The organism is Shewanella sp. SW1, assembly GCF_025653545.1.
Taxonomy (GTDB): Bacteria; Pseudomonadota; Gammaproteobacteria; order Enterobacterales; family Shewanellaceae; genus Shewanella; species Shewanella oncorhynchi.
On the sequence record NZ_JAKKSG010000011.1, the window covers coordinates 98,967 to 119,189 of the forward strand.

Below are 20,223 nucleotides of genomic sequence, written 5' to 3' on the forward strand. Positions count from 1 at the left end.
CCTCTCCTATGGACGCTGTGATTCGATAAAGCGAGCTAAGCTGGCAACACTGTGGAAATGGGCCTTAGTGGCATCCGAATTGGCTTCGATTTTGACATCAAATTTTTTCTTGATGGCTAAGCCGAGCTCGAGGGCGTCGATAGAATCTAAGCCTAAACCTTCGCCAAATAGCGGTGCATCGGTTTGGATATCATCAATGCTGACGTCTTCTAGATCGAGACAGTCGATGATTAACTGCTTTATTTCATTGTTTAAGTTCATAATTATTTTCGAGTTGTTGTTTATAGTAATGTTCAAGATCCCGCGTCAGCTGCCGGGCCATTTTTGCATGCTCACCTAAAGCCGCTTGGTACTTCTGGTAAGAAACGATTGTGCCGATTTCAACGGCCATTCCCATGGTTTGCCTTGGGATTTCATACCAAGGTTGCTCCTTTGTCAAACCACGCACATTGGTACGTAGCACCACAGGTAAAATATCCGCTTCGGCCCTTAAGGCTATATTGGCAGCGCCGCGGGCAAAGTGGTTAATGGTCGCACCGACCACCGTACGCGTGCCCTCGGGGAAGATAATTAAATTGGTGCCTCTTGCGAGCACTTCGCGGCAATCCTCTAGCATGAGTTCGGCGCCGCGATTGGGAATATAACCCGCGCAGGACACCACACCACGCAAAAATGGATTACGCCACAAAGCTTGTTTGACTATGCAGCCCGCATTGGGCATGAGACTTATCAATACCACCACATCGACTAAACTGGGGTGGTTGGCAATGACGATAACGCCTCTGGCATCATGTAATTTTTGGGCATCGTGGCTGCTGACCTTAATCACACCTGCCCAAGTGAGCATGGCGACAAAGCCTTTGAACATTAAATGCACGGCCTTTTGTACCCGAATAATCCGCGCCTCTGGTGTGCCTGGCCAAAAACGCAGTAGTGGCAGAATGGTCAAGGAGCTTAATAAGCCGCCTAAGCCAAAGGCGATATAACAACTTACACCGCCTAGCCAACGTGGCACATAATTCAGCCCTTCGCGGCGAGTTTCCGGCAAGGTATAAGCGGCATTGAGCATTGAATCTTCATGGCCCTTAGCGGCGTCATGGCTGTGGGCTGCATCAAACATGCTCAAGTCTCCAATGCCATTGGGATAAGCAGCCTGAAATATTTTGCGCCGTTGCTAGGGCGTGGATAAATGCACCATAGGTCAGCGGATTTAAAGCTGTTGCCTTAGAAATGCGGCTCACCGTGAGCTTGGCCGAAGCGGGTGTATCGAAGGGCGCGAGCTGTAGGCCTAGGGCCAAAGGTAATTCAAATTCTTGGGTAAACTCATCGTACACAGGTGGCACTGGATCATCACCGAAGACTAATAACAATGGTTCTGGCGATTGATGTAATTGGGCGAAGGCTTCGACCATAGCTTGGGACAGGGTTTCTGTGCCCGCCGCAACTGAGGTTGAAGGCGCGGTATTGGCCGCCACTATGCCAAAAATGCCGCTGGCGGTGTTGTGCACCGACTGACTAAAACCTAAGGGCGATAAGGGCTGTTTGGCGATAATGTCTTCGAGCAGGCCAATGGTGCGCTGTAACTCTCCATGGCGCGAGGCAAAAATAGAGCGACAATTTGCAGGCATTTCGCACTGAAAACTCACCTCTAACATCATCTTAGTCAAGCGACTAAAACGGCGGCGCTGCATGGCGGGAATTTGTTTGAGTGCGGGAGCTGTGGTATCCGACTGTGGTGGCGTATCGAGATTGAGCTCAGCCGAACTCTCGCACCAAGTTTGCCAACTTTGATGGTGCTGATATTGGGGGGCCCAAGCGCCCCAAGAGAGAATGCTGAATGTTAGTTGCACTACTTTGCCTCGACACTAAATTTAAGCTGTCTTAGTTATCCCTAACTAAGTTAGAACATTAATGGATTGCCATACCATAGTGAGGAGTATACGCGTTAGAAGAATGACGCTCGAAATGCCCTCTACAGCGTGGTCATTCTACACTATGCCCTTTCTTTTTATGAAGCCATTTGCATTGTGCGGGTTAACGGAATGGGATCAAGTGCTGTGATTTGCAGCGCTTATTCGACATTGAGTAACAAATATCGCAGTGGCTATCTGATTTCGCAGATGCTTTAACTTACAGGTTAAAATGAAAAAAGGCGCACTGAGCGCCTTTTGGCATGAGCTTGATAACCTATTGCGACAATTGATTCTCGATTTTACGCAGCGCTACTTTCAACTTGCGAGTATTTTCTGGACCCATACGGATCAACAGTTTTTGTGCACTGGGTAGTGCCTCTAAGTTAGGGTCAACGAATTGATAGTTAACGCTAATTGAATTCAGCTCAATCGGATCTTCAATAATAGGTGCTGCGAGTAACATTTTAATTGCTTGCAGCATTCTGTCGTTAAATTTGGCGTTGCTGTAGCCGAGTTCGGTAAAAGCTTCCTCTAGGAGCGGCGTCAGTTGCTTGTAAGTTGTGATTAAGCTCTGTTCGTCCATTTTGGCAATCGAGTCAACATAGGCATCGTATCTGTGGAAACCCTCAGGATTTAAATACACTTTGTTGGTGATTTCTGAGACTGAGAACAGCTTCTCTGGTCCTTTAAGTGGGCTAACTTTACGGGTTAATTCACCCTGAGCTAGGTTATCCACGAATACCACAAATTGGCGGACGAGATCTTGCTGCACTAACGAAGAACTCAGCACATTGTTATTGATCATGGCGAGAGCTTTTTGTTGCACAAATGCATCACTTTCAGCCAGCACAGGCACAGGTTCTACGACAACTTCAGGCTCTGCCACTGCAGTGGTTTCAGTGCTATTGGTGTTCGTTTCTGTAACGGCAGGCGTCGTCTCAGTGGTTTCAGGCTCTGGCGCACTTTCGAGCGTCATAGGTTCAGATGGCGGTGTTTCAGGCAATACAATAGGGGCGTTAGGGATGAGTTTAGGTGAGTCAGAATCACCGCTGTAGTAATAATATCCTCCGGCAGAAAGTAGCACGACGAGCACTATCGCAAAAAGCGCAAAGCGATTGCTGCTAGAAGAAGTCTCTTGAGGTGTTATTCTATCATCTTGATTAACTTGCATTTTACATCCTTCGCTTGAGTGTCAAGGTAACTTGGTGAATACATGCAGCTAACATTAAAGTGCAAGAGCGGGCTATTTGAAGGCCGCAGGTTCATTTTGCAAGTTTCCATGCGCTTGTCTATAGCGCTTAGCTGAACATAAACAATTTATTTCGAGTAAAGGCAGATGTTACGCCTCGTTCTTTACCCTTTAATATTTACGGCTTAAGCTTGCACATAGTGCTGTCTGTGCCCGAGCCAACGTAAAATAATTGCATCGACTTTTTCGGGGGCTTGCGCCATTACATGGCTCGCTAATTTCTGAATGTGTGGGATCAAAGCTTGATCGCGCACCAGATCGGCAATTTTGAGCTCAGCCAGTCCCGTCTGCTTAGTGCCAAGCACTTCACCTGGGCCACGAATTTCTAAATCTTTCTGCGCTATGATGAAACCATCATTGCTTTGTCTGAGTACACTCAGTCTTTGGGTGGCGGTATGGCTCAATGGCGCCTTGTAGAGTAACACACAATGGCTTGCGATGGCGCCTCGACCGACTCGTCCGCGCAGTTGATGTAGTTGTGCTAGACCTAAACGTTCAGGGTTTTCAATGATCATCAGGCTGGCATTAGGTACGTCGACGCCCACTTCAATCACGGTTGTCGCTACCAGTAGATGAATAATGCCTGCCTTAAAGTCAGCCATGATTTGCTGTTTCTCGGCGCTCTTCAACCTGCCATGCACTAGGCCAATATTGAGCTCGGGCAGGGCGAGGCGCAGTTCTTCGGCTGTGTCTTCGGCGGCTTGGCATTCGAGCACTTCGGATTCTTCAATCAGAGTACACACCCAATAGGCCTGACGTTTATCTGTGATGACGGCGTTACGCACCCGTTCAAGCACTTCGTTGCGGCGTGAATCAGCAATCGCCACTGTGGTTACTGGAGTTCGCCCCGGCGGCAGTTCATCGATAATGGACGTGTCGAGATCTGCATAGGCCGTCATCGCCAGCGTGCGGGGAATGGGTGTGGCTGTCATGATCAATTGATGCGGGTGGAAACCTTGGTTCACGCCCTTTTCCCGCAGGCCTAAGCGTTGGTGTACGCCGAATCTGTGTTGCTCATCTATGATAATTAACGCAAGTTTGTTAAAGACCACATGCTGCTGGAAGATGGCATGGGTACCAATCACCATCTGGGCGGCGCCGGATTCAATATCCGCAAGGGATTGGGTTCTGGCCTTGCCTTTTAGTTTTCCCGCCAGCCAACCTACCTTAAGTCCGAGTGGCTCAAACCAAGCGGCAAAGTTAGTTGCATGTTGCTCGGCCAATAACTCGGTCGGTGCCATCATGGCAACTTGATAACCGTTTTCAATCGCTTGTAATGCCGCCATCGCCGCGACTAAGGTTTTGCCAGAGCCAACATCCCCTTGCACTAAGCGCATCATAGGGTGCGGTTTTTCTAAATCTTTGCCTATATCAGCCACGACTCTTTGCTGGGCGCCAGTCGGTTTAAAGGGCAAAGCGGCGAGGAAAGGATTGAGCAACTGCCCCGTGGCCTGCATGGTGACAGCGGCATCTAAATTACTGCGCTGCCTTAGGCGTAACATGCTGAGATTGTGGGCGAGTAATTCTTCCTGCACGAGTCGTTGCTGGGCTGGGTGTTGACCTAGCTCTAAATCGAACTGAGAGATCCCCGCAGGAGGGCGATGTAGCGTCTGCAGCGCTTGTTTAAGGCTGATGTTGTTAGGTTGCAATTGCGGTGGCAGAAGTTCAGTTAAGCCACCCTCTTCCAGCAATACCAAGGCTTGCTCCGTCAGCTTTAGCCAACTCGCCTGTTTTAAGCCCTCAGTCGTGGGATAAATCGGCGTTAGGGTATCACTCAGGTGAACATCTTCACCGGGATACACCACTTTATATTCTGGATGCACTATCTCAGCTTGATGACTACCACGGCGCACTTCACCATAGGCGCGGATCATCAAACCATTTTGCATGGCATTACGCTGAGCAACGGAAAAGTTAAAGAAGCGCAGGCTTAAGCTGCCCGTATCGTCGCGCACATTGCAGACCAGCATGCGCTTGCGGCCTTGGATGATTTGTGTCGATTGGATTTCAGCTTCTATAGTGCCATAACCGCCTAGGCTGAGGGCGGCAATGGGATAGATTTGGGTTCTATCTTCGTAGCGCAGGGGTAAGTGAAACAGCAGATCTTGTACTGTTGTGATGCCGAGCTTTGCGAGTTTCTCCGCGACCTTTTTGGCGACGCCTTTGAGGTCGGTGATCGGAACAAGATCCAATTGCTGCAAGTCGTTAGCACTCAATCACTGTGAATTTATACATATATTAACAGAGAATAAGCGTAAGGCAATCTCAAGGGGAATTAGGGTGTTATCAAATTTTGTTTGGAAGCATAGCTAATATCTTTCTGCGACCTTAAGGCCGCAAAATTGTTGATAAGAGATCGTTAGGCTGAAAGCGTGGTTAACTGTGAGTGTTATTACAACCAGCCTTTTTGTTTGGCGATGCGCGCTGCATCGATTCGATTGCTGGCATTGAGTTTGGCTATGGCTTCAGAGAGGTAGTTGCGAACAGTCCCTTCAGCGATAAAAAGAGTTTCGGCGATGTCGGAGGTGGATTTGCCTTCGCTAGCGAGGCGAAGAGCGCGGCGTTCTTTGTCGTTGAGTGGGTCGACATCGCCAATCGCCATCATGGCAAGTTCAGGATCGATCACTCGTTTTCCCGCCATCACTTGTTGAATCGCGTTGACTAAGGTTTCTGAGGGTGCATCTTTAAGCAGAAAGCCGCCCACACCCGCTTCGATGGCACGTTTAATATAGCCCGCACGGCCGAAGGTGGTAATGACCACTATCTTGGTTTGGCTATGTTGCTCCTTTAACCATGTAGCCAGCTCTAAGCCTGTGCGGCCGGGCATTTCGATATCCGTTAGCAAGAGATCAAAGCTTTGCTGTTTGAGTAAGCTTAGAGCTTCGTCGCCGTCACTCGCTTGGGTGATACTAAAACCCCCTGCAAGCGTGAGGAGTGCGGCGAGCGCTCCTCGCACCATAGCTTGATCTTCCGCCAATAAAATCTTCATTAATTTGTTGCTCCCTGCAAAGGTAAACTGACGGTAAATGTATATCCCTGTTCGAGATTATAGCTCAAGCTGCCGCCTAAACTGTCGAGGCGCTCGCGTATACCTGTGAGGCCATTACCCTCTATAAAAGGTTTGGCCGCGGCATTGTCTTTGACTTCGAGCAGCAGGTGGTCTGATTGCTTAGAAAAGTGGATAGAGCATTCACTTGCACCGCTATGGCGAAGAATATTATTAATGAGTTCGGTGAGGATCAAACTCAGTTGGCTTTCTGTGCTTGCACCTAGCTTGGGTAGCTCACCACTGAGCTCGACACTTAAGCCTTTATCCCTTAATGATTTACAAAGCTGCGTCACGCAACTCTCTAGACCCTTGTGTTTGTAGTCTGACACTGTGTGGCGGATCTGGCTTAAACTTTCCCTCGCAATTTGTCCTAGCTCAGTCAATTGGGTTGATGCGAGTTCATATTCTTGTTTTGCGATAAGCTTTTCGGCTAGCTCAGCCTTAAGGGCGATGGAAGAAAGGCTATGCCCCATAATGTCGTGTAGATCCCGCGCGATACGTTCACGCTCAAGCATAGTGGCCAAGGTGGTAATTTCTTGGGCACTTTGCTGTTCTTTCAATTTATGCCGATAACGTCTGCGTTCGGCGACACCAAACATGCCCACGCCGAGCACTAATCCCGAGCCGTAAAGCGGAAAGTAGTAACTGTTAAAGTGGTAAATCTCATTGAGGGCAAACAACAGGCCGATGAGTGCTGTAATAGCCAACAGACAGGTCCGGAGAGGATAAAAAAAGCCAATGAAGAAAGCGGCAAAGGTAAATAGCGATATAGAGCCTGGGTTGATTGGTGTGATCGCTATTGCTATGGCCACCATAATGAGAATGGGCAGATAGGCGCTACGGCTATTGCACTTATAGGTCCAAAAATAACTGACAATAAAAGGGATTAACACGGCAAAACTGAGGGCGATTTTCCAGCTTGGATAGGGATTTATGGCAAGTGGGATCAGATAAAACACTAAGTTTATCAAATACACCCAAGCAAGTTTTCGTTCGAGCTGAAGGGGAGTGCTTATCATGATGCCTCTGTGTCACTGAGTTGGTTGTTGAATGCCCACCGATGGCATCTGTTTTAATTTATTCTTTTTAGGGATTGGCGCTATCGTCAGCGCCATAGATCCCCGTTAGCAACTTTGTCTATTTTGCACTTAACTGCTGATTTTGTTGAAGCAAAAATTTTGCCCAACCGTAATCTGCTTGTACTTTGATCGCTTGTTGCCAATCTTCAATCGCGCCTTGGCTATCGCCTAATTCCTGTTTAGCGAGCCCGCGCCACGTGTAGGCTTCGGCTTCACCCCAGCAAATGTTGTCGCAAGGCTGGGCGAATCTTTCTATGGCTGTAGTGGCTAAGGTCTTAGCATTTTGCATGCTGCCGCCAAATATGGCTGGCGTGTTATAGGCGGCGATGGCTTTAACAAGCGCTACCCGTGGATTTTGTGGTTCTAATTGTTCGGCACTGGCAATCGCCTTGGCGGATTTCATACCGAGCGTTGCACCTTTACTATTGTCTAAGGCGATTTGCATGCCATAAACCGACGATAACAGGGCAAGGGATTCTGCATTCGCTTGGCTGGTTTCGAGTGCTTCTAATGTGGTTTGCGCTGTAGTCAGTGCGCTGCTAGCGAGTGTTTTCTGCCCCATTACATTGGCACTGATGGCTAAGCGATAGTTCGCATAGGCTTTATCATAATCTTGAGTGCTACCGCTCAGTTGTTGTAATTGCGTTAGATTCATCGCATTCGAGGCCGCGTCTACATTGGTGATGTTAGTGTTTGATGGCGTTGCTGCAAACGAGTGAGTACTGATAAGCAAAAAGCTGGAGGCGAGGAGTAATGTTTTCATGGTATTTCCTTATTGAGTGAGTTTCCCAATGTTTGGGTACGGGCTCATTATCAGAAATTCGATAGAAGAAGTGCAGACACAAAGGTCATGGCTTTGGCATGACAAATGTCATCAGTTGAGTTGTGTGCTTATATTTTTTATGAGGTGTGCTTTAAAGAAGGTGCGTGATTAATAAAGTGGACAATACCTAGAGAGCAAAACACCGGAGAGGCTCCGGTGTTTTTTTATCGCAAATGATCAGCTAAGTGTTATACCACAGCTTGAGTGCTTGCTTGGTTTATTAGGTAGCCCAAGTAACCTAAGTAGCACAGTAGTAATACTGAACCTTCGCGGCGGCCAATACGAAATCCTGTCCAAGCGAAAGGTAAAATCATGATAGCAAATGCCAACATCACGATGAAATCAAAGGGTTGGAAGCCAAGAGATGATACCGGCTGTACTATTGCAGTAATACCTAAAATACCCAAAATATTGAATATGTTAGAACCGACAACGTTACCTATGGCTATGTCACTCTGACCTTTCAGTGCTGCGAGAACAGAAGTTACTAACTCTGGCATACTGGTACCAATCGCCACGATCGTTAAGCCGATAATGACTTCACTGATACCGAAGGTCTTGGCTAAATCTACTGCGCCGTTGACAAACAAAATACCGCCACCGACTAACATACCAATACCGACTAAGATAAATAGGGCTGAAAGTAGCGGATTATTTGGACCTGCTTCAATCTCTTCCTCTTCATTACCATTTTTCGAGCTGATGTAACTAAAGGCTAAATAACCGAACAGTAGTGACAGTAATACTACACCGTCAATTAGGCTGAGCTCGCCATCTAACAAGAGTGCCCAGAACAACATAGAAGCCAATATCATCAAAGGGATATCACGCTTTACGACTTGAGATTGCACTTGAATAGGGCGGATAAGTGCCGTGATGGCTAAAATCAAACCTATGTTAGCAATGTTAGAGCCTATAACGTTACCTAAGGCGATACCGCTGTTTCCTGCTAGAGCAGATTTTACACTCACAGCCAGTTCTGGTGCGCTAGTACCAAAGGCTACAATAGTTAAGCCTATGATAAGTGGCGTAATACCTAAACGTAGAGCGATTGAACTCGCGCCACGCACTAGGGCTTCAGCGCCTAAGGTTAAAATAATAAAACCGCCAATAATCGATAGTGTAATTAGCATCGTTAGACTCTGTTAAACCTAATATTGAATGGAAAAGTACAAGGGAATTGCCCCTTGGCCGACTGGCGCACATGATACGTGGTTTTATCGGATTTTGACAGAATATGTCATAAAAAAGCACACCCTAGGCGTGCTTAGTTTTAGCTGATGACCATGCTCGCCAACTGATTGTTTGGCCTAGTTATTTTTGAGTTAATTCATCTTCCCAGCGGACTTGGGCGCCACGAATGCCGTCAACTCGTTCGCTAAAGGCTTTTTCAAGCACATGGCGTTTGATTTTGAGGGTAGGCGTGAGCGCATCATTCTCAATCGTCCAAGGATCACTGACCACGACAATCGCATCGACATGTTCGTGTGACTCTAAGTGCGGATTAACGCTATCGAGCGTCGCTTTGAGTGAGGTGCGGACTTCTTCGCGGGCTTGTAGATTTGCCCCTTCGGATAACTGCACTAGTGCGATGGGATGTGGCAGACCAGAACCAATCACGCAGATCAGTTCAACATGGGGATCCTGTGCCAGTTTACGTTCGATAGGCACGGGCGCTACATATTTGCCCTTGGCGGTTTTAAAGTTGTCTTTCACTCGGCCAGTAATAGTGACACAACCATCGGCATCAATTGAGCACAGATCGCCTGTGTGGAAGAAACCATCAGCATCGAATGCCGCTGCGGTAGCTTCTGGCTGAAGGTAATAAGCAGTCATTAATCCCGGACTCTTAAGCAGTAGCTCACCATCCTCGCCTTGGCGGATCTGGCAATCCTCTACTGGGCGGCCAACAGTACCAATTTTACGCGCATCAAAAGGATAGTTGATGATCGAATAGGCACAGTTTTCTGTCATACCCCAAGCTTCGCAGATATTAAGACCAATACTGTGATACCAGTGGATCAGTGATGGCGGAATAGGTGCCGAGCCAGAGCCGAGTAGACGACAATGGTTCAAGCCTAAACCCTTATGGATTTTGTATTTCACAAAGCTGCTAAGCAGTGGGATTTTCAGCAATAGATTAAGTTTACTGACCCCAATTTTGTCGATAATGTTTTTTTGAAACAGGCTCCATAACCGTGGTACTGAGAAGAATACCGTTGGTTTTGCCCGTTGAACATCGACAACGAAGGAGTCGAGACTTTCAACGAAAGCCACCACACTACCTGAGTAGAAGGATGAGCCTTCAATCGCAACGCGCTCTGTGATGTGGGCTAAGGGTAAATAGGATAACAGTCTATCGTCGCCATCGGTGCGCAGGTCACGGACGACCGCTTGGCAAGTCCAGCCATAGCTGGCGAAGGTTTGAATCGCGCCCTTAGGTTGGCCAGTCGAGCCAGAGGTATAGATGAGTGTCATCACTTGATCTGGAGTGGGTAGCGGGGCATTAACTAAGGGATAGCCTAGTTTAAGTAATTGTTCCCATTGATATTGTGCTGGCATCGTATCATAGGGCATGGCAAGGCGTAGTAGCTCGCCGCCGACACCAGCCTCTTGGTCAGCCCAATGGTCAAGCTTGCCGAGAAAAATGGCTTTTGCGCCACTGTGTTGCAGCACATAGCGAATAGTATCTGTGTTGGCGGTAGGATAAATAGGTACGCTGACATAGCCGCCGTGCATCAACGCGAGGTCGGTGATAAACCATTCGGCACAGTTTTTAGAGAGAACGGCAATTTTATCACCACGCTCTAAGCCTAAGTGATGTAAGGCACCGGCAAGTTGTTGAACTTTTTCTTGAACTTCAGCCCAAGTAAAATCAAGGAATTGACCCTTGATCGGTTGGCGTAAATAGACTTGGTCCCCCTGAGTATTAGCCCAGTGCGCCAGCATTTCAATTGGCGTCTTAATCGCTGTATCCATTGGCAATTCCCTGTTATTTATTGTTCTTTTGGCTGTACCCAGTATGGCGAGTTTTGTGAGCTCGCGCAAATAGTTTACAAGATTGTAAAATATGAGAATGGAGCGCAAAGCCTACAAGTTGAGTGTTATACCAATCGTATTAAATATCTGTTCATTCAGCGGGAGTTCAACGCGCTTTAGACAAGGCGAAGGCTTGAAGGCATAGTGGTGCTCTGTCGAAAGCCTTAAATGCAGTATAAAGCGCGTTGCCATGTAGTGAACATCAGCCGCCCTTCGGGAGTCACACAGGCATCCCACTCCGGTGTTGCATTGACTTAAAAGGGAATAACCATTTCTGCGTCAATGCGCCTTGGATTGAAATGCCTGTGAGGCTCTGAACTGATTAGATATTTAATGTGATTGGTATTAAAGCAAGATGAAGAGAGTGGCAAGCGGAGTGTTGGATTGTGTTGGCAACAAAAAGGCGCCGTAGCGCCTTTTCGTTTATAGAAGGTGAAATGCTAGCGCTTACAGCTCCATCACGCCGTCCATTTCAACTTGAGAATCCTTCGGCAATTGCTTCACGCCGATAGCAGCACGTGCTGGATATGGCTGGCTGAAGTAACGGCTCATGATTTCATTCACTTTAGCGAAGTGGCTTAAATCAATCAGGAAGATGTTGAGTTTAACGATATCGTTGATTGAACCACCCGCAGCAGTACAAACCGCCGTCAGGTTTTCAAATACTTGCACGACTTGCGCTTCAAAATCATCGCTGACGATTTGCATTGTGCTTGGCACAAGCGGGATTTGGCCAGATAAATACACTGTGCTGCCGACTTTAACCGCTTGTGAATAAGTGCCTATGGCCGCTGGGGCGTTTTCGGTCGCTATGATGATTTTTTCTGCCATGACGCTCTCTCTAGTGTTGAGTTAATTAACGATTACGGGATGTGCGCAGTACTTCGGGCAGTACCCTAATTCGGCGCATCACGTTGGCTAAATGGATCCTGTCTTTCACCGAAATCCGCAGGTTGATCAAATACACGCGACCATCACGTTCTTCAGTGCTGAGGTTGTGAATGTTTGAACCTTCGGCGGCAATGATCGAGGTGATCTTCGCCAGTGCGCCTTGGTGGTTAACGATTTCGACCCGCAGATTGGCTTGGTAATCAACGCCTTCGACATTATCCCATTGCACAGGAATATATTTGTCAGGCTCGCCTTGATAACCACGAATGTTAGCGCAGTTTTCCATGTGCACCACTAAGCCCTTACCTTGGCTCACGTGGGCAATTACGGCATCGCCAGGGATTGGGCGGCAACAGTTAGCGAAGGTAACGAGCATGCCTTCAGCGCCACGAATTGGCATCATGTGGCCGTCGCGGCTTTCTTGATTCTCAAGATTATCGCCAATCAAACGCTGGGCGATAACGATGCTCATGGCATTGCCAAGGCCGATGTCGGCGAGCAGTGAATCGAGCGTGGTGTGTTTAGTATCGCGAATGACTTTTTCAATTTGCTCAGGCGGAATGCTGTCGAGCTTGGTCTTGCCGAGCGCATGGTTGAGCAGGCGGCGACCGAGCGCAATCGCGTCATCACCCTTAAGGCTTTTCAGCACTTGGCGGATTTTGGCGCGGGCCTTACCGGTTACCACAAAGTTCAGCCAAGCGGCATTCGGACGGGCGCCTTTGGCGGTAATGATTTCAACAGTTTGGCCTGAAATTAACGGCTGGCTGAGCGGATACGCTTGGCGGTTAACGCGGGCACCGACGCAGGTATTACCCACATCTGTATGCACTTCGTAGGCAAAGTCTACTGCGGTGGCATTCACGGGTAATTCCAGAATGCGACCTTCAGGGGTAAACACATAAATCTCTTCTGGGAAGAGTTCCGTCTTCACGTTTTCAACGAATTCGAATGAGGTGCTGGCGCTTTGTTGTAATTCCAACAAGCTTTGCATCCACTTACGGGCACGCACTTGAGTCGTCGTGCCTTGGCCTGTTTGCGCACCGCCTTTGTAGGCCCAGTGTGCGGCAACCCCTTTGTCGGCCATCTGGTCCATATCTTCGGTACGAATTTGGATCTCAACGGGCACGCCGTGTGGACCAAACAAAGAGGTATGGAGTGACTGATAACCGTTGGCTTTAGGGATAGCGATATAATCTTTGAAACGACCGGGACGAGGCTTGTACAGTCCATGCATGGCGCCGAGTACGCGATAACAAGTGTCGATGGAATCGACTATCACCCTAAAGGCGTAGATATCCATGACTTCTTGGAATTGCAGCTCTTTACTCTGCATCTTGTTATAGATGGAGTAGAGGTTTTTCTCGCGACCTTTGACTTTCCCTGGAATACCCGCATCGTTTAAGCGTGTATACACAGCGGCTTCGATGCCTTGGATCAATTCTTTGCGATTGCCACGGGCGGCTTTAACGACTTCTTTAAGCACCCGATATCGCATTGGATAATAAGCTTGGAAACCTAAGTCTTCTAACTCTGTCTTGATGTTATGGATACCGAGACGGTTAGCGATGGGTGCGTAGATTTCTAAGGTTTCGCGGGCGATACGGCGACGTTTGTCGGGACGCAGTGCGCCTAAGGTACGCATGTTGTGGGTTCTATCGGCAAGCTTGATGAGGATAACGCGGATATCCTGCGTCATCGCCATCATCATTTTACGGAAGTTTTCAGCCTGAGCTTCTTTCTTGTCGCGAAATTTAAGCTTATCGAGTTTTGACACGCCTTCGACGAGTTCGGCCACCGCGACACCGAATAGTTCGGCTAAATCGTCTTTGGTGACATGGGTATCTTCGATAGTGTCGTGGAGCAGTGCTGCCATCAGCGTCTCATGATCAAGACGCATGTCAGCAAGGATGCGGGCAACCGCAACCGGATGAGTAATATAAGGTTCGCCACTCGTGCGCATTTGCCCTTCGTGGGCATCGCGCGCAATCTGGTACGCCTGTTTGAGCAATTCTACCTGTTCAGGTTCTAAGTAACCGGAAGCAGACTCCTTTAGACCTTCAAACAGATACAAGTGGCAGCTCTCCTTTTACCTAAATAGGTTTTTACTCAAAAACTATAATGAACGACCTTCAGCAATGGCTGCAACCGCTGCAATTTCAGCTGCTTCACGTTCACGCACCGTTTGACGCTCATCGGCATCTAAGGTGTGAGCATTAACTAAACCTAGTTCGATTTCACGCAGGGCGATAACCGTGGGTTTGTCGTTCATCTCTTCAACCATAGGGTCTTTACCCTGCACGGCGATTTGGCGAGCACGACGCGCCGCAACCAAGATCATATCAAAACGGTTGCCGATTTGTTCTACGGCGTCTTCTACAGTTACGCGAGCCATGTGTTGAAACTCCAGTTTATCTAGGGAAAAAATGACGCAAAATTGTACACTATGACAGCTATCCTGCCAACAGATCGTGAAGCATATCATTTTGCGCGTGGATCTGACTAGCACTTGTTAAGCGCTGACTGCGAATGATGGCACGCAAATCGGCTAAGGCAGTGTCAAAATCGTCGTTGACGATAATAAAATCATATTCTTTATAGTGGGACATTTCCGATACGGCTTGTGCCATACGGCTGGCGATAACATCGCTACTGTCTTGTCCGCGACCTGTGAGGCGGCGCTCTAGCTCGGCTTTAGAGGGTGGTAGAATAAACACACCAACGGCCTCTGGCATCACGGCTTTAACTTGTTCGGCACCTTGCCAGTCGATATCGAGGAAAACATCGATACCTTGGGTGAGCGTATGCTCGATCACATGGCGCGAGGTACCATAGTAATTGCCAAACACTTCTGCCCATTCAAAAAAGGCATTTTCAGCAATTAAGGCTTTGAATTGGTCAACATTAACGAAGTGATAGTGTTGACCATCAACTTCACCTGGGCGTGGTGCGCGGGTGGTATGAGATACCGAAACCTGCATGTCGGCTGGCTTGTCTTTAAGCAAGGCTGAAATCAACGAGGATTTACCTGCGCCACTTGGCGCCGACACAATAAATAAATTTCCGCGTGCGGTCATGAGCTAAATATCCAATGGGTTAACGCAAGAAGGGCCCAGAAAGCCGAGTATTATACCGATTTTGACCATAGAAATACTAGGGCTTGTTGGCTGGCAATTTAAGCCTATTTTAGATTTACTTCGATATTATGTGCATTTTTATCCGACTTGGGTCGTAGGCACTGACAATTGCGGGTAAATTGGTTACGCTCGTGCGAATAAGGCAATGAGTGTCTTTTTGTATCTCGTTTTTACAACAATAAAGGAAGGGTCGTGCTGTTAAAATCTCTTTTCTGCCTTCACGGGCGTGATTCTCGTCCCCGTTTTGTCGCAATCAGTGTTGGCGTTTATGTCTGTATTGCATTTGCAGCCGCTGCTTTTGGGGCTAATTTTCTGATGTATTTACTGGCATTGTTGGGTCTACCTTTATTAGGGCTCACCAGTTTGCGTCGTTTGGCCGATGCCGATAAGTCAAAAGGCTTGATTGGCGTATTTCTATTGCCGTTAATAATTTTCATCGGCCTGTTAGCGGCCGATGTGCATATTGCCTTAATTGGATTGAGTTTAGTATTAGCCGCGGGACTGACATTTTGGGGCTGGCGCTTTCCTGCACCAACGATAGTGGATTATCGCTACGGTTATTTCGGTCCTGAGCTGGATGCACCAACATCACAGGCAATGCCTAGGCGCCGTGTGGAACCGACTATCGTTCCTAAAACCATCTCACCTAAAACCATAGATCCTAATACTATAGACCCTAAAGCCATGGCATCTAAAACTGCCATAGATCCTAACATCATTGACCCTAAACCTATTGTTGCTCAAGACGTTGCCGTAAGACAATCGGCAAAATCTACCTCTCACATTCAAGCACAACCTCAAGCTGAAAGGCATGAGCCGCATGTTGATCAGCTTCATGCCCAAACCATTAGCGCTGAGACTGTGTCTGAGCCAGAGGTCGATTTATCGACCCATGTTGAATCTGTTTTAACATCGCCGAGGGTTGAGCCGAGTGTTAGCGCGGCGGAGGCAGAGCGAGAGGCGTTGCGTCAAGATGAGCTGCGCTTTGATGCGTTAACTCGAATGACGCAGAATCCTGCCGATTTTGTGATACCAGACAGCCATGCGGATTTTCGTCCTGCTAATACTAGCCGCGTTGAACAGACCCACATTGAGTTGGTCGATGTCGATGTGGACAATGTTGATTTGAAACATGTCGACTTTACTGCGGCGCAATTAGATCCTGCCGAGCGTAGTGCTGAACCCGGTTGGCGTTTTACCGCCGAAGAAGATGACGAGCCTGACAGCTTTAACGATAGAGATCATGCCGAAGAAGTGCGTCAGCGCCGCGCCGAAGCAAAAGATTCTGGTTCGATGACCGAGCTATTTCGTGGTTTATTTGAGTTTTTGGCGCCACTAAAGCGTTTCTTGGTGTTGCCTAAGATTAAACTGCCGAAAGTGGAACGCCGTTATTGGCGCCCAGCAGGAATTGGCTGTGGTGTGGTGCTCTTGATTGCCTTGGTGTGGGGCCTTTGGCCAAATGGCGACGCAGAAACGGGTGATGGTGCAGAAGTTGTCACAGTTAACGCGATTGCTCCCTATGCGGGTGAGCGGGTGACGCTTGCGTTACCGGACGGTTTTTCTGTGGCGCTGGAGGATGACATCTTGATCATGCGTTGGCTCGGTGAGAAAGGTAAAGCACAAAACCTGTGGTCCTTAGCGACGGCAAAGGGAGATAAAACTTGCAGCGTCTTATCCTTTAACAATGGCACTGACTATCGCCCTGTGACTGTGGATCTGAAAGCAGATTCCGCTTCAGAGGCGCGATTCTCACCACTCGACACTCAGGCCATCATTATTGATCTCGCTCGTCGAGGTAATATTAGCCTGTGTGGTTATAAGTTCAGTCTTAAGGGCAGCCAAGCGATATTGGAACAAAATCGCACCTTTGGCGATTATATTGCTCGTTAAAAAAGTCTGCAGCTAAGTCGATAAAAATTCTGCTTAAATGCTAGTCACAATTAGAGGGGTAGATTACACTTTTGCTCCTCTTTTTCTCAAACCGTACTTTAGGTTGTTTAGGTCGCTGCGGTTTGGGGAAACACCTTTAAATTTGAACTGAATATATCAATCCAGCATGAATACAGAATTGACCTTAGTCATTATGGCTGCGGGGCTAGGTAGTCGTTTCGGCGGCGATAAGCAATTGGCGGCACTCGGCCCCGCGGGTGAACCCATGTTGGTGCTATCAATCATGTCGGCCATTCGCAGTGGTTTTCAGCGTGCTGTGCTGGTGATCCGCCCAGAATTAGAAAGTGAATTAACTGAGATCCTGACACGATTTTTGCCAGCCGATTTTGAATATCATTTTTGCTATCAAGTCTTAACGGATTTACCCGAAGCGGCGCAGTTGGCGGATCTTAGCCACAGGCTTAAACCTTGGGGGACGGCCCATGCACTGTGGAGTGCGCGCCATCTCGTTAAAGGGCCAATGGCCGTTATCAATGCCGATGATTTTTATGGTGATAGCGCTTTTGCTTCCTTAGCCAAAGGCTTAAGCACGAGGCCAACTGAGTGGATGATGGTGGCCTATCCCATAGAACTCACGTTGTCGGAACACGGTGGCGTTAACCGTGGTTTGTGTCAGGTTGAAAATGGTCAGCTTAAATCGGTCGCCGAATGGCTTAATATCGCCGAGCAAGCAGGCTACTTAATGGGTAATGGCCCGCAGGGTCATGCTAATTTGCCGGCGCAGTCCTTGGTCTCTATGACATGCTGGGGCTTCTCCCCAAACATATTTGATGTTATTAAACGTGAATTAACCGAATTTATCGGGCAACAGGGTCAACAACCTAAGTCTGAATGCTATTTACCCGCCATAGTACAAGCGGGAATTGAGCAAGGTTTGCCTGTGAATGTCGATGTTGCCTGTGAGCCATGGCTTGGCGTGACTTATCCGCAGGACACTGTCTGGGTAAAACAAAAATTAACGGAGTTATTGAGTGATTAAACTCATCAGGCAGTCAGTGTTGCCTCATTTTGGTATTGAAGCTGCCGAGGCAAAAATTTCTGCCCTCGGTAATGGCCACATCAATGACACCCTTTTGGTGCGCTGGCCTGCGGGCGAATTGGTATTGCAGCGAATTAACACTGAGGTATTTAAAACACCCAACGCTTTGGTCTGCAATGCCGATAAAATTAGCCATCATTTATGCGCTAAGTCGTTGCAGCAACAATACGGCCTGAAAGTCGTTAGCCCTTGTTTAACCCAAGAGGGTGAATTGGCTATCGATTTAGGCGAACAAGGATTTTGGCGCGCGATCAGTTACTTGCCCCATAGTCTCAGCATCGAAGTGGTTAAGTCGGAACAAGAAGCGGAAATGGCGGCTAAGGCCTTTGGGCATTTTGCCTCAGCCTTGAGTGATTTTGATGCGACAGAGCTTGAAGATGTGATCCCTCAATTTCACCATCTACCGGGACGCATGGCCTTACTAAAGCAGGCCGCTGAACTCGATAGTCAACATCGCTTAGCGCTCTGCCGTCATTGGGTTGATTACGCGTTATCTCAGCAGGCTTTGCTGGATGAACTTGCAGAAATATCGCCAAAGCTACCGCTACGAATTTGTCATAACGACACTAAAATCAATAACATGCTTTTTGATAAACGCGACATGTCCAGCATGGCGATTATCGATTTAGATACCTGTATGAAAGGTCATCTTATGTATGACTTTGGCGACATGGTACGCACTTTCTGCTCGCCAGAAGAGGAAGACTCTACGGCCTTGGATAAAGTCCAAGTGCGCCAAGACATCTTCGCCGCGATTTGCCGTGGCTACTTGAGCGAGTTGGGTGACGTTTTAACGGAAGACGAAAAGCGCAGTCTGTGGCTCGGTGCTCGGGTGATTTGTTTGATGATAGGTGTGCGTTTTTTAACTGATTATCTTAACGGTGATGTGTATTTCCATATCCACCGTGAAGGCCATAATCTAGACCGCGCCGCCAACCAGTTTACCTTGTACCAAAGTTTGCTCGACCAAGAGACTGTGCTTAAAGCTAATTTCTAATTCAGCGCTTGGATATCTATACATTGGTATCTGTGTACTGATCCAATGCATTGTTAAAGCGTGTAGTCGAAAAACTTACGGCTTTGTGGGCCTGCGCTATTGGTATTGACCTTGTTGGGGTGTTTATATTCGCCCCAACTTGCCACGTTGCGGCCCACGTTAAGTTTAGGGAAACTCAGTGGCTCGCTTAAACCTAATGCGACATCGCTATTCTCCGCGTTTGCTTCCATTCCCAAAAATTGCAGTAACTGACTCAAGCTCCCCGCATGGCTAACATCAATTGAAATAAAGTCTTCCCGCCCACTAAAGTAAGCGAACACTTCTTGCTGATGCTTTTGATAACAGGCAATTAAGTGCTCACTGCTGGCAGGTTCCGCCACTTTATCTATGGCGAAAGTATGCCTAAAACTGCGCTTTAATATTGGATGGAAGCGGCCCGTTTTTTCATCTAAATGGGGTGCCATTTTACCAAGTAACATCTGCATCGAAGGCAACCAAGTATTGATATCGCGGTCGAGATAGACAAACACTGCCTCGGGAAATAATAAATCCAACTGCTGATAATCGCTGAAACAAGGCGTGTCAGACACTGCATCGGCCAGCATAAATGCCTGTTTAGTAAAGGCCATGTGCGCCACTTTTAGCCCTTGCTCCAATAGCGCCACACTCACACTCGTGGTGCCCGTGCGTGGCAAACCTATGATAAAGACCTTCTGCTTTTTCACCTTTATCTGTTCGTCACTGAGCGCATTCGACTGGGCTGGATGCATTGTATCTGGCGTCGCAATCGGTGAATGACCAGTAGGTTGAACATTGCCGATACGCTGTGCATTAGCAGTACATTGTACGTGAGTAGAGGTTGGTGAATTGTTGGTGTTATCAGGCATAGGTTAGGCTCAGAATGTGTATCAGTGGTGCGGTAAAGCCGTAAGTTATCACCTCGGCGTTTCATATTGGCGTGTCAAATCAGCGGCGGCAGTATATCTCAGCGCGAAGGTTTTGTCGGTGGCTATACATATTTGTCGGTGGCTATACATAAAAGTCACGCGCAACGCCAATG

At 47.9% G+C, this 20,223-nt stretch carries 18 protein-coding genes; 3 read left to right on the forward strand and 15 right to left on the reverse strand.

Going from position 1 to position 20,223, the window contains the following annotated elements; genetic code table 11:
- Positions 1 to 6: 6 nt before the first annotated feature.
- From L5M71_RS11605 to gmk, 14 genes are all read right to left on the reverse strand, one after another.
- Positions 7 to 261 (reverse strand): phosphopantetheine-binding protein, encoded by a 255-nt coding sequence (locus L5M71_RS11605; protein WP_113941114.1) that lies wholly within the window; start codon positions 259 to 261, stop codon positions 7 to 9.
- Positions 245 to 1,120 carry a lysophospholipid acyltransferase family protein gene (locus L5M71_RS11610; RefSeq protein ID WP_173242769.1) on the reverse strand — a complete coding sequence of 292 codons (876 nt, stop codon included), beginning with the start codon at positions 1,118 to 1,120 and terminating at the stop codon, positions 245 to 247. Before L5M71_RS11610 ends, L5M71_RS11605 begins: the two co-directional genes overlap by 17 nt.
- Positions 1,113 to 1,850, reverse strand: coding sequence for a beta-ketoacyl synthase chain length factor (locus L5M71_RS11615; RefSeq protein WP_113941113.1), 738 nt, complete (start codon positions 1,848 to 1,850; stop codon positions 1,113 to 1,115). Before L5M71_RS11615 ends, L5M71_RS11610 begins: the two co-directional genes overlap by 8 nt.
- A gap of 337 nt (positions 1,851 to 2,187) precedes the next feature.
- Complete coding sequence (locus L5M71_RS11620; RefSeq protein ID WP_219255063.1) at positions 2,188 to 3,084, reverse strand: DUF3014 domain-containing protein; 897 nt, start codon at positions 3,082 to 3,084, stop codon at positions 2,188 to 2,190.
- A 203-nt stretch (positions 3,085 to 3,287) separates the two neighbouring features.
- Complete coding sequence (gene recG, locus L5M71_RS11625; RefSeq protein WP_263207460.1) at positions 3,288 to 5,363, reverse strand: ATP-dependent DNA helicase RecG; 2,076 nt, start codon at positions 5,361 to 5,363, stop codon at positions 3,288 to 3,290.
- A 191-nt stretch (positions 5,364 to 5,554) separates the two neighbouring features.
- Positions 5,555 to 6,151 (reverse strand): DNA-binding response regulator, encoded by a 597-nt coding sequence (locus tag L5M71_RS11630; protein WP_113941110.1) that lies wholly within the window; start codon positions 6,149 to 6,151, stop codon positions 5,555 to 5,557.
- Positions 6,151 to 7,230, reverse strand: a complete 1,080-nt coding sequence (locus tag L5M71_RS11635; protein WP_263207434.1) for a sensor histidine kinase — start codon at positions 7,228 to 7,230, stop codon at positions 6,151 to 6,153. The genes L5M71_RS11630 and L5M71_RS11635 overlap by 1 nt, the downstream gene beginning before the upstream one ends.
- A gap of 118 nt (positions 7,231 to 7,348) precedes the next feature.
- Entirely contained in the window at positions 7,349 to 8,053 is a 705-nt protein-coding gene (locus tag L5M71_RS11640) for a tetratricopeptide repeat protein (RefSeq protein ID WP_263207436.1), read from the reverse strand.
- Between the two features lie 248 nt (positions 8,054 to 8,301).
- Entirely contained in the window at positions 8,302 to 9,246 is a 945-nt protein-coding gene (locus L5M71_RS11645; protein WP_198572540.1) for a calcium/sodium antiporter, read from the reverse strand.
- A 181-nt stretch (positions 9,247 to 9,427) separates the two neighbouring features.
- Entirely contained in the window at positions 9,428 to 11,092 is a 1,665-nt protein-coding gene (locus tag L5M71_RS11650; protein WP_263207437.1) for an AMP-binding protein, read from the reverse strand.
- Between the two features lie 507 nt (positions 11,093 to 11,599).
- Positions 11,600 to 11,983 carry a RidA family protein gene (locus L5M71_RS11655; protein WP_006079838.1) on the reverse strand — a complete coding sequence of 128 codons (384 nt, stop codon included), beginning with the start codon at positions 11,981 to 11,983 and terminating at the stop codon, positions 11,600 to 11,602.
- Between the two features lie 25 nt (positions 11,984 to 12,008).
- A complete protein-coding gene (spoT, locus tag L5M71_RS11660; protein ID WP_006079840.1) occupies positions 12,009 to 14,114 on the reverse strand; it encodes a bifunctional GTP diphosphokinase/guanosine-3',5'-bis pyrophosphate 3'-pyrophosphohydrolase in 2,106 nt (701 codons plus the stop codon).
- 42 nt (positions 14,115 to 14,156) lie between these two features.
- A complete protein-coding gene (gene rpoZ / locus L5M71_RS11665) occupies positions 14,157 to 14,435 on the reverse strand; it encodes a DNA-directed RNA polymerase subunit omega (RefSeq protein WP_007651394.1) in 279 nt (92 codons plus the stop codon).
- Between the two features lie 58 nt (positions 14,436 to 14,493).
- On the reverse strand, positions 14,494 to 15,117 hold the full coding sequence (gmk, locus tag L5M71_RS11670; protein ID WP_263207438.1) for a guanylate kinase: 624 nt from the start codon (positions 15,115 to 15,117) through the stop codon (positions 14,494 to 14,496).
- Between the two features lie 252 nt (positions 15,118 to 15,369).
- On the opposite strand from gmk, the gene L5M71_RS11675 reads away from it, so the two are divergent.
- The 3 genes from L5M71_RS11675 to L5M71_RS11685 all read left to right on the forward strand — a co-directional run bounded on the left by L5M71_RS11675 (position 15,370) and on the right by L5M71_RS11685 (position 19,163).
- Positions 15,370 to 17,067, forward strand: a complete 1,698-nt coding sequence (locus L5M71_RS11675) for a hypothetical protein (protein WP_263207439.1) — start codon at positions 15,370 to 15,372, stop codon at positions 17,065 to 17,067.
- Between the two features lie 166 nt (positions 17,068 to 17,233).
- Positions 17,234 to 18,106, forward strand: coding sequence for an NTP transferase domain-containing protein (locus tag L5M71_RS11680; protein WP_263207440.1), 873 nt, complete (start codon positions 17,234 to 17,236; stop codon positions 18,104 to 18,106).
- Entirely contained in the window at positions 18,099 to 19,163 is a 1,065-nt protein-coding gene (locus tag L5M71_RS11685) for a phosphotransferase enzyme family protein (protein ID WP_263207441.1), read from the forward strand. Before L5M71_RS11680 ends, L5M71_RS11685 begins: the two co-directional genes overlap by 8 nt.
- Positions 19,164 to 19,216: 53 nt before the next feature.
- Here the strand turns inward: L5M71_RS11685 and L5M71_RS11690 are convergent, their stop codons facing one another.
- Positions 19,217 to 20,050 carry a sulfotransferase gene (locus L5M71_RS11690; RefSeq protein ID WP_263207442.1) on the reverse strand — a complete coding sequence of 278 codons (834 nt, stop codon included), beginning with the start codon at positions 20,048 to 20,050 and terminating at the stop codon, positions 19,217 to 19,219.
- Positions 20,051 to 20,223 lie beyond the last annotated feature (173 nt).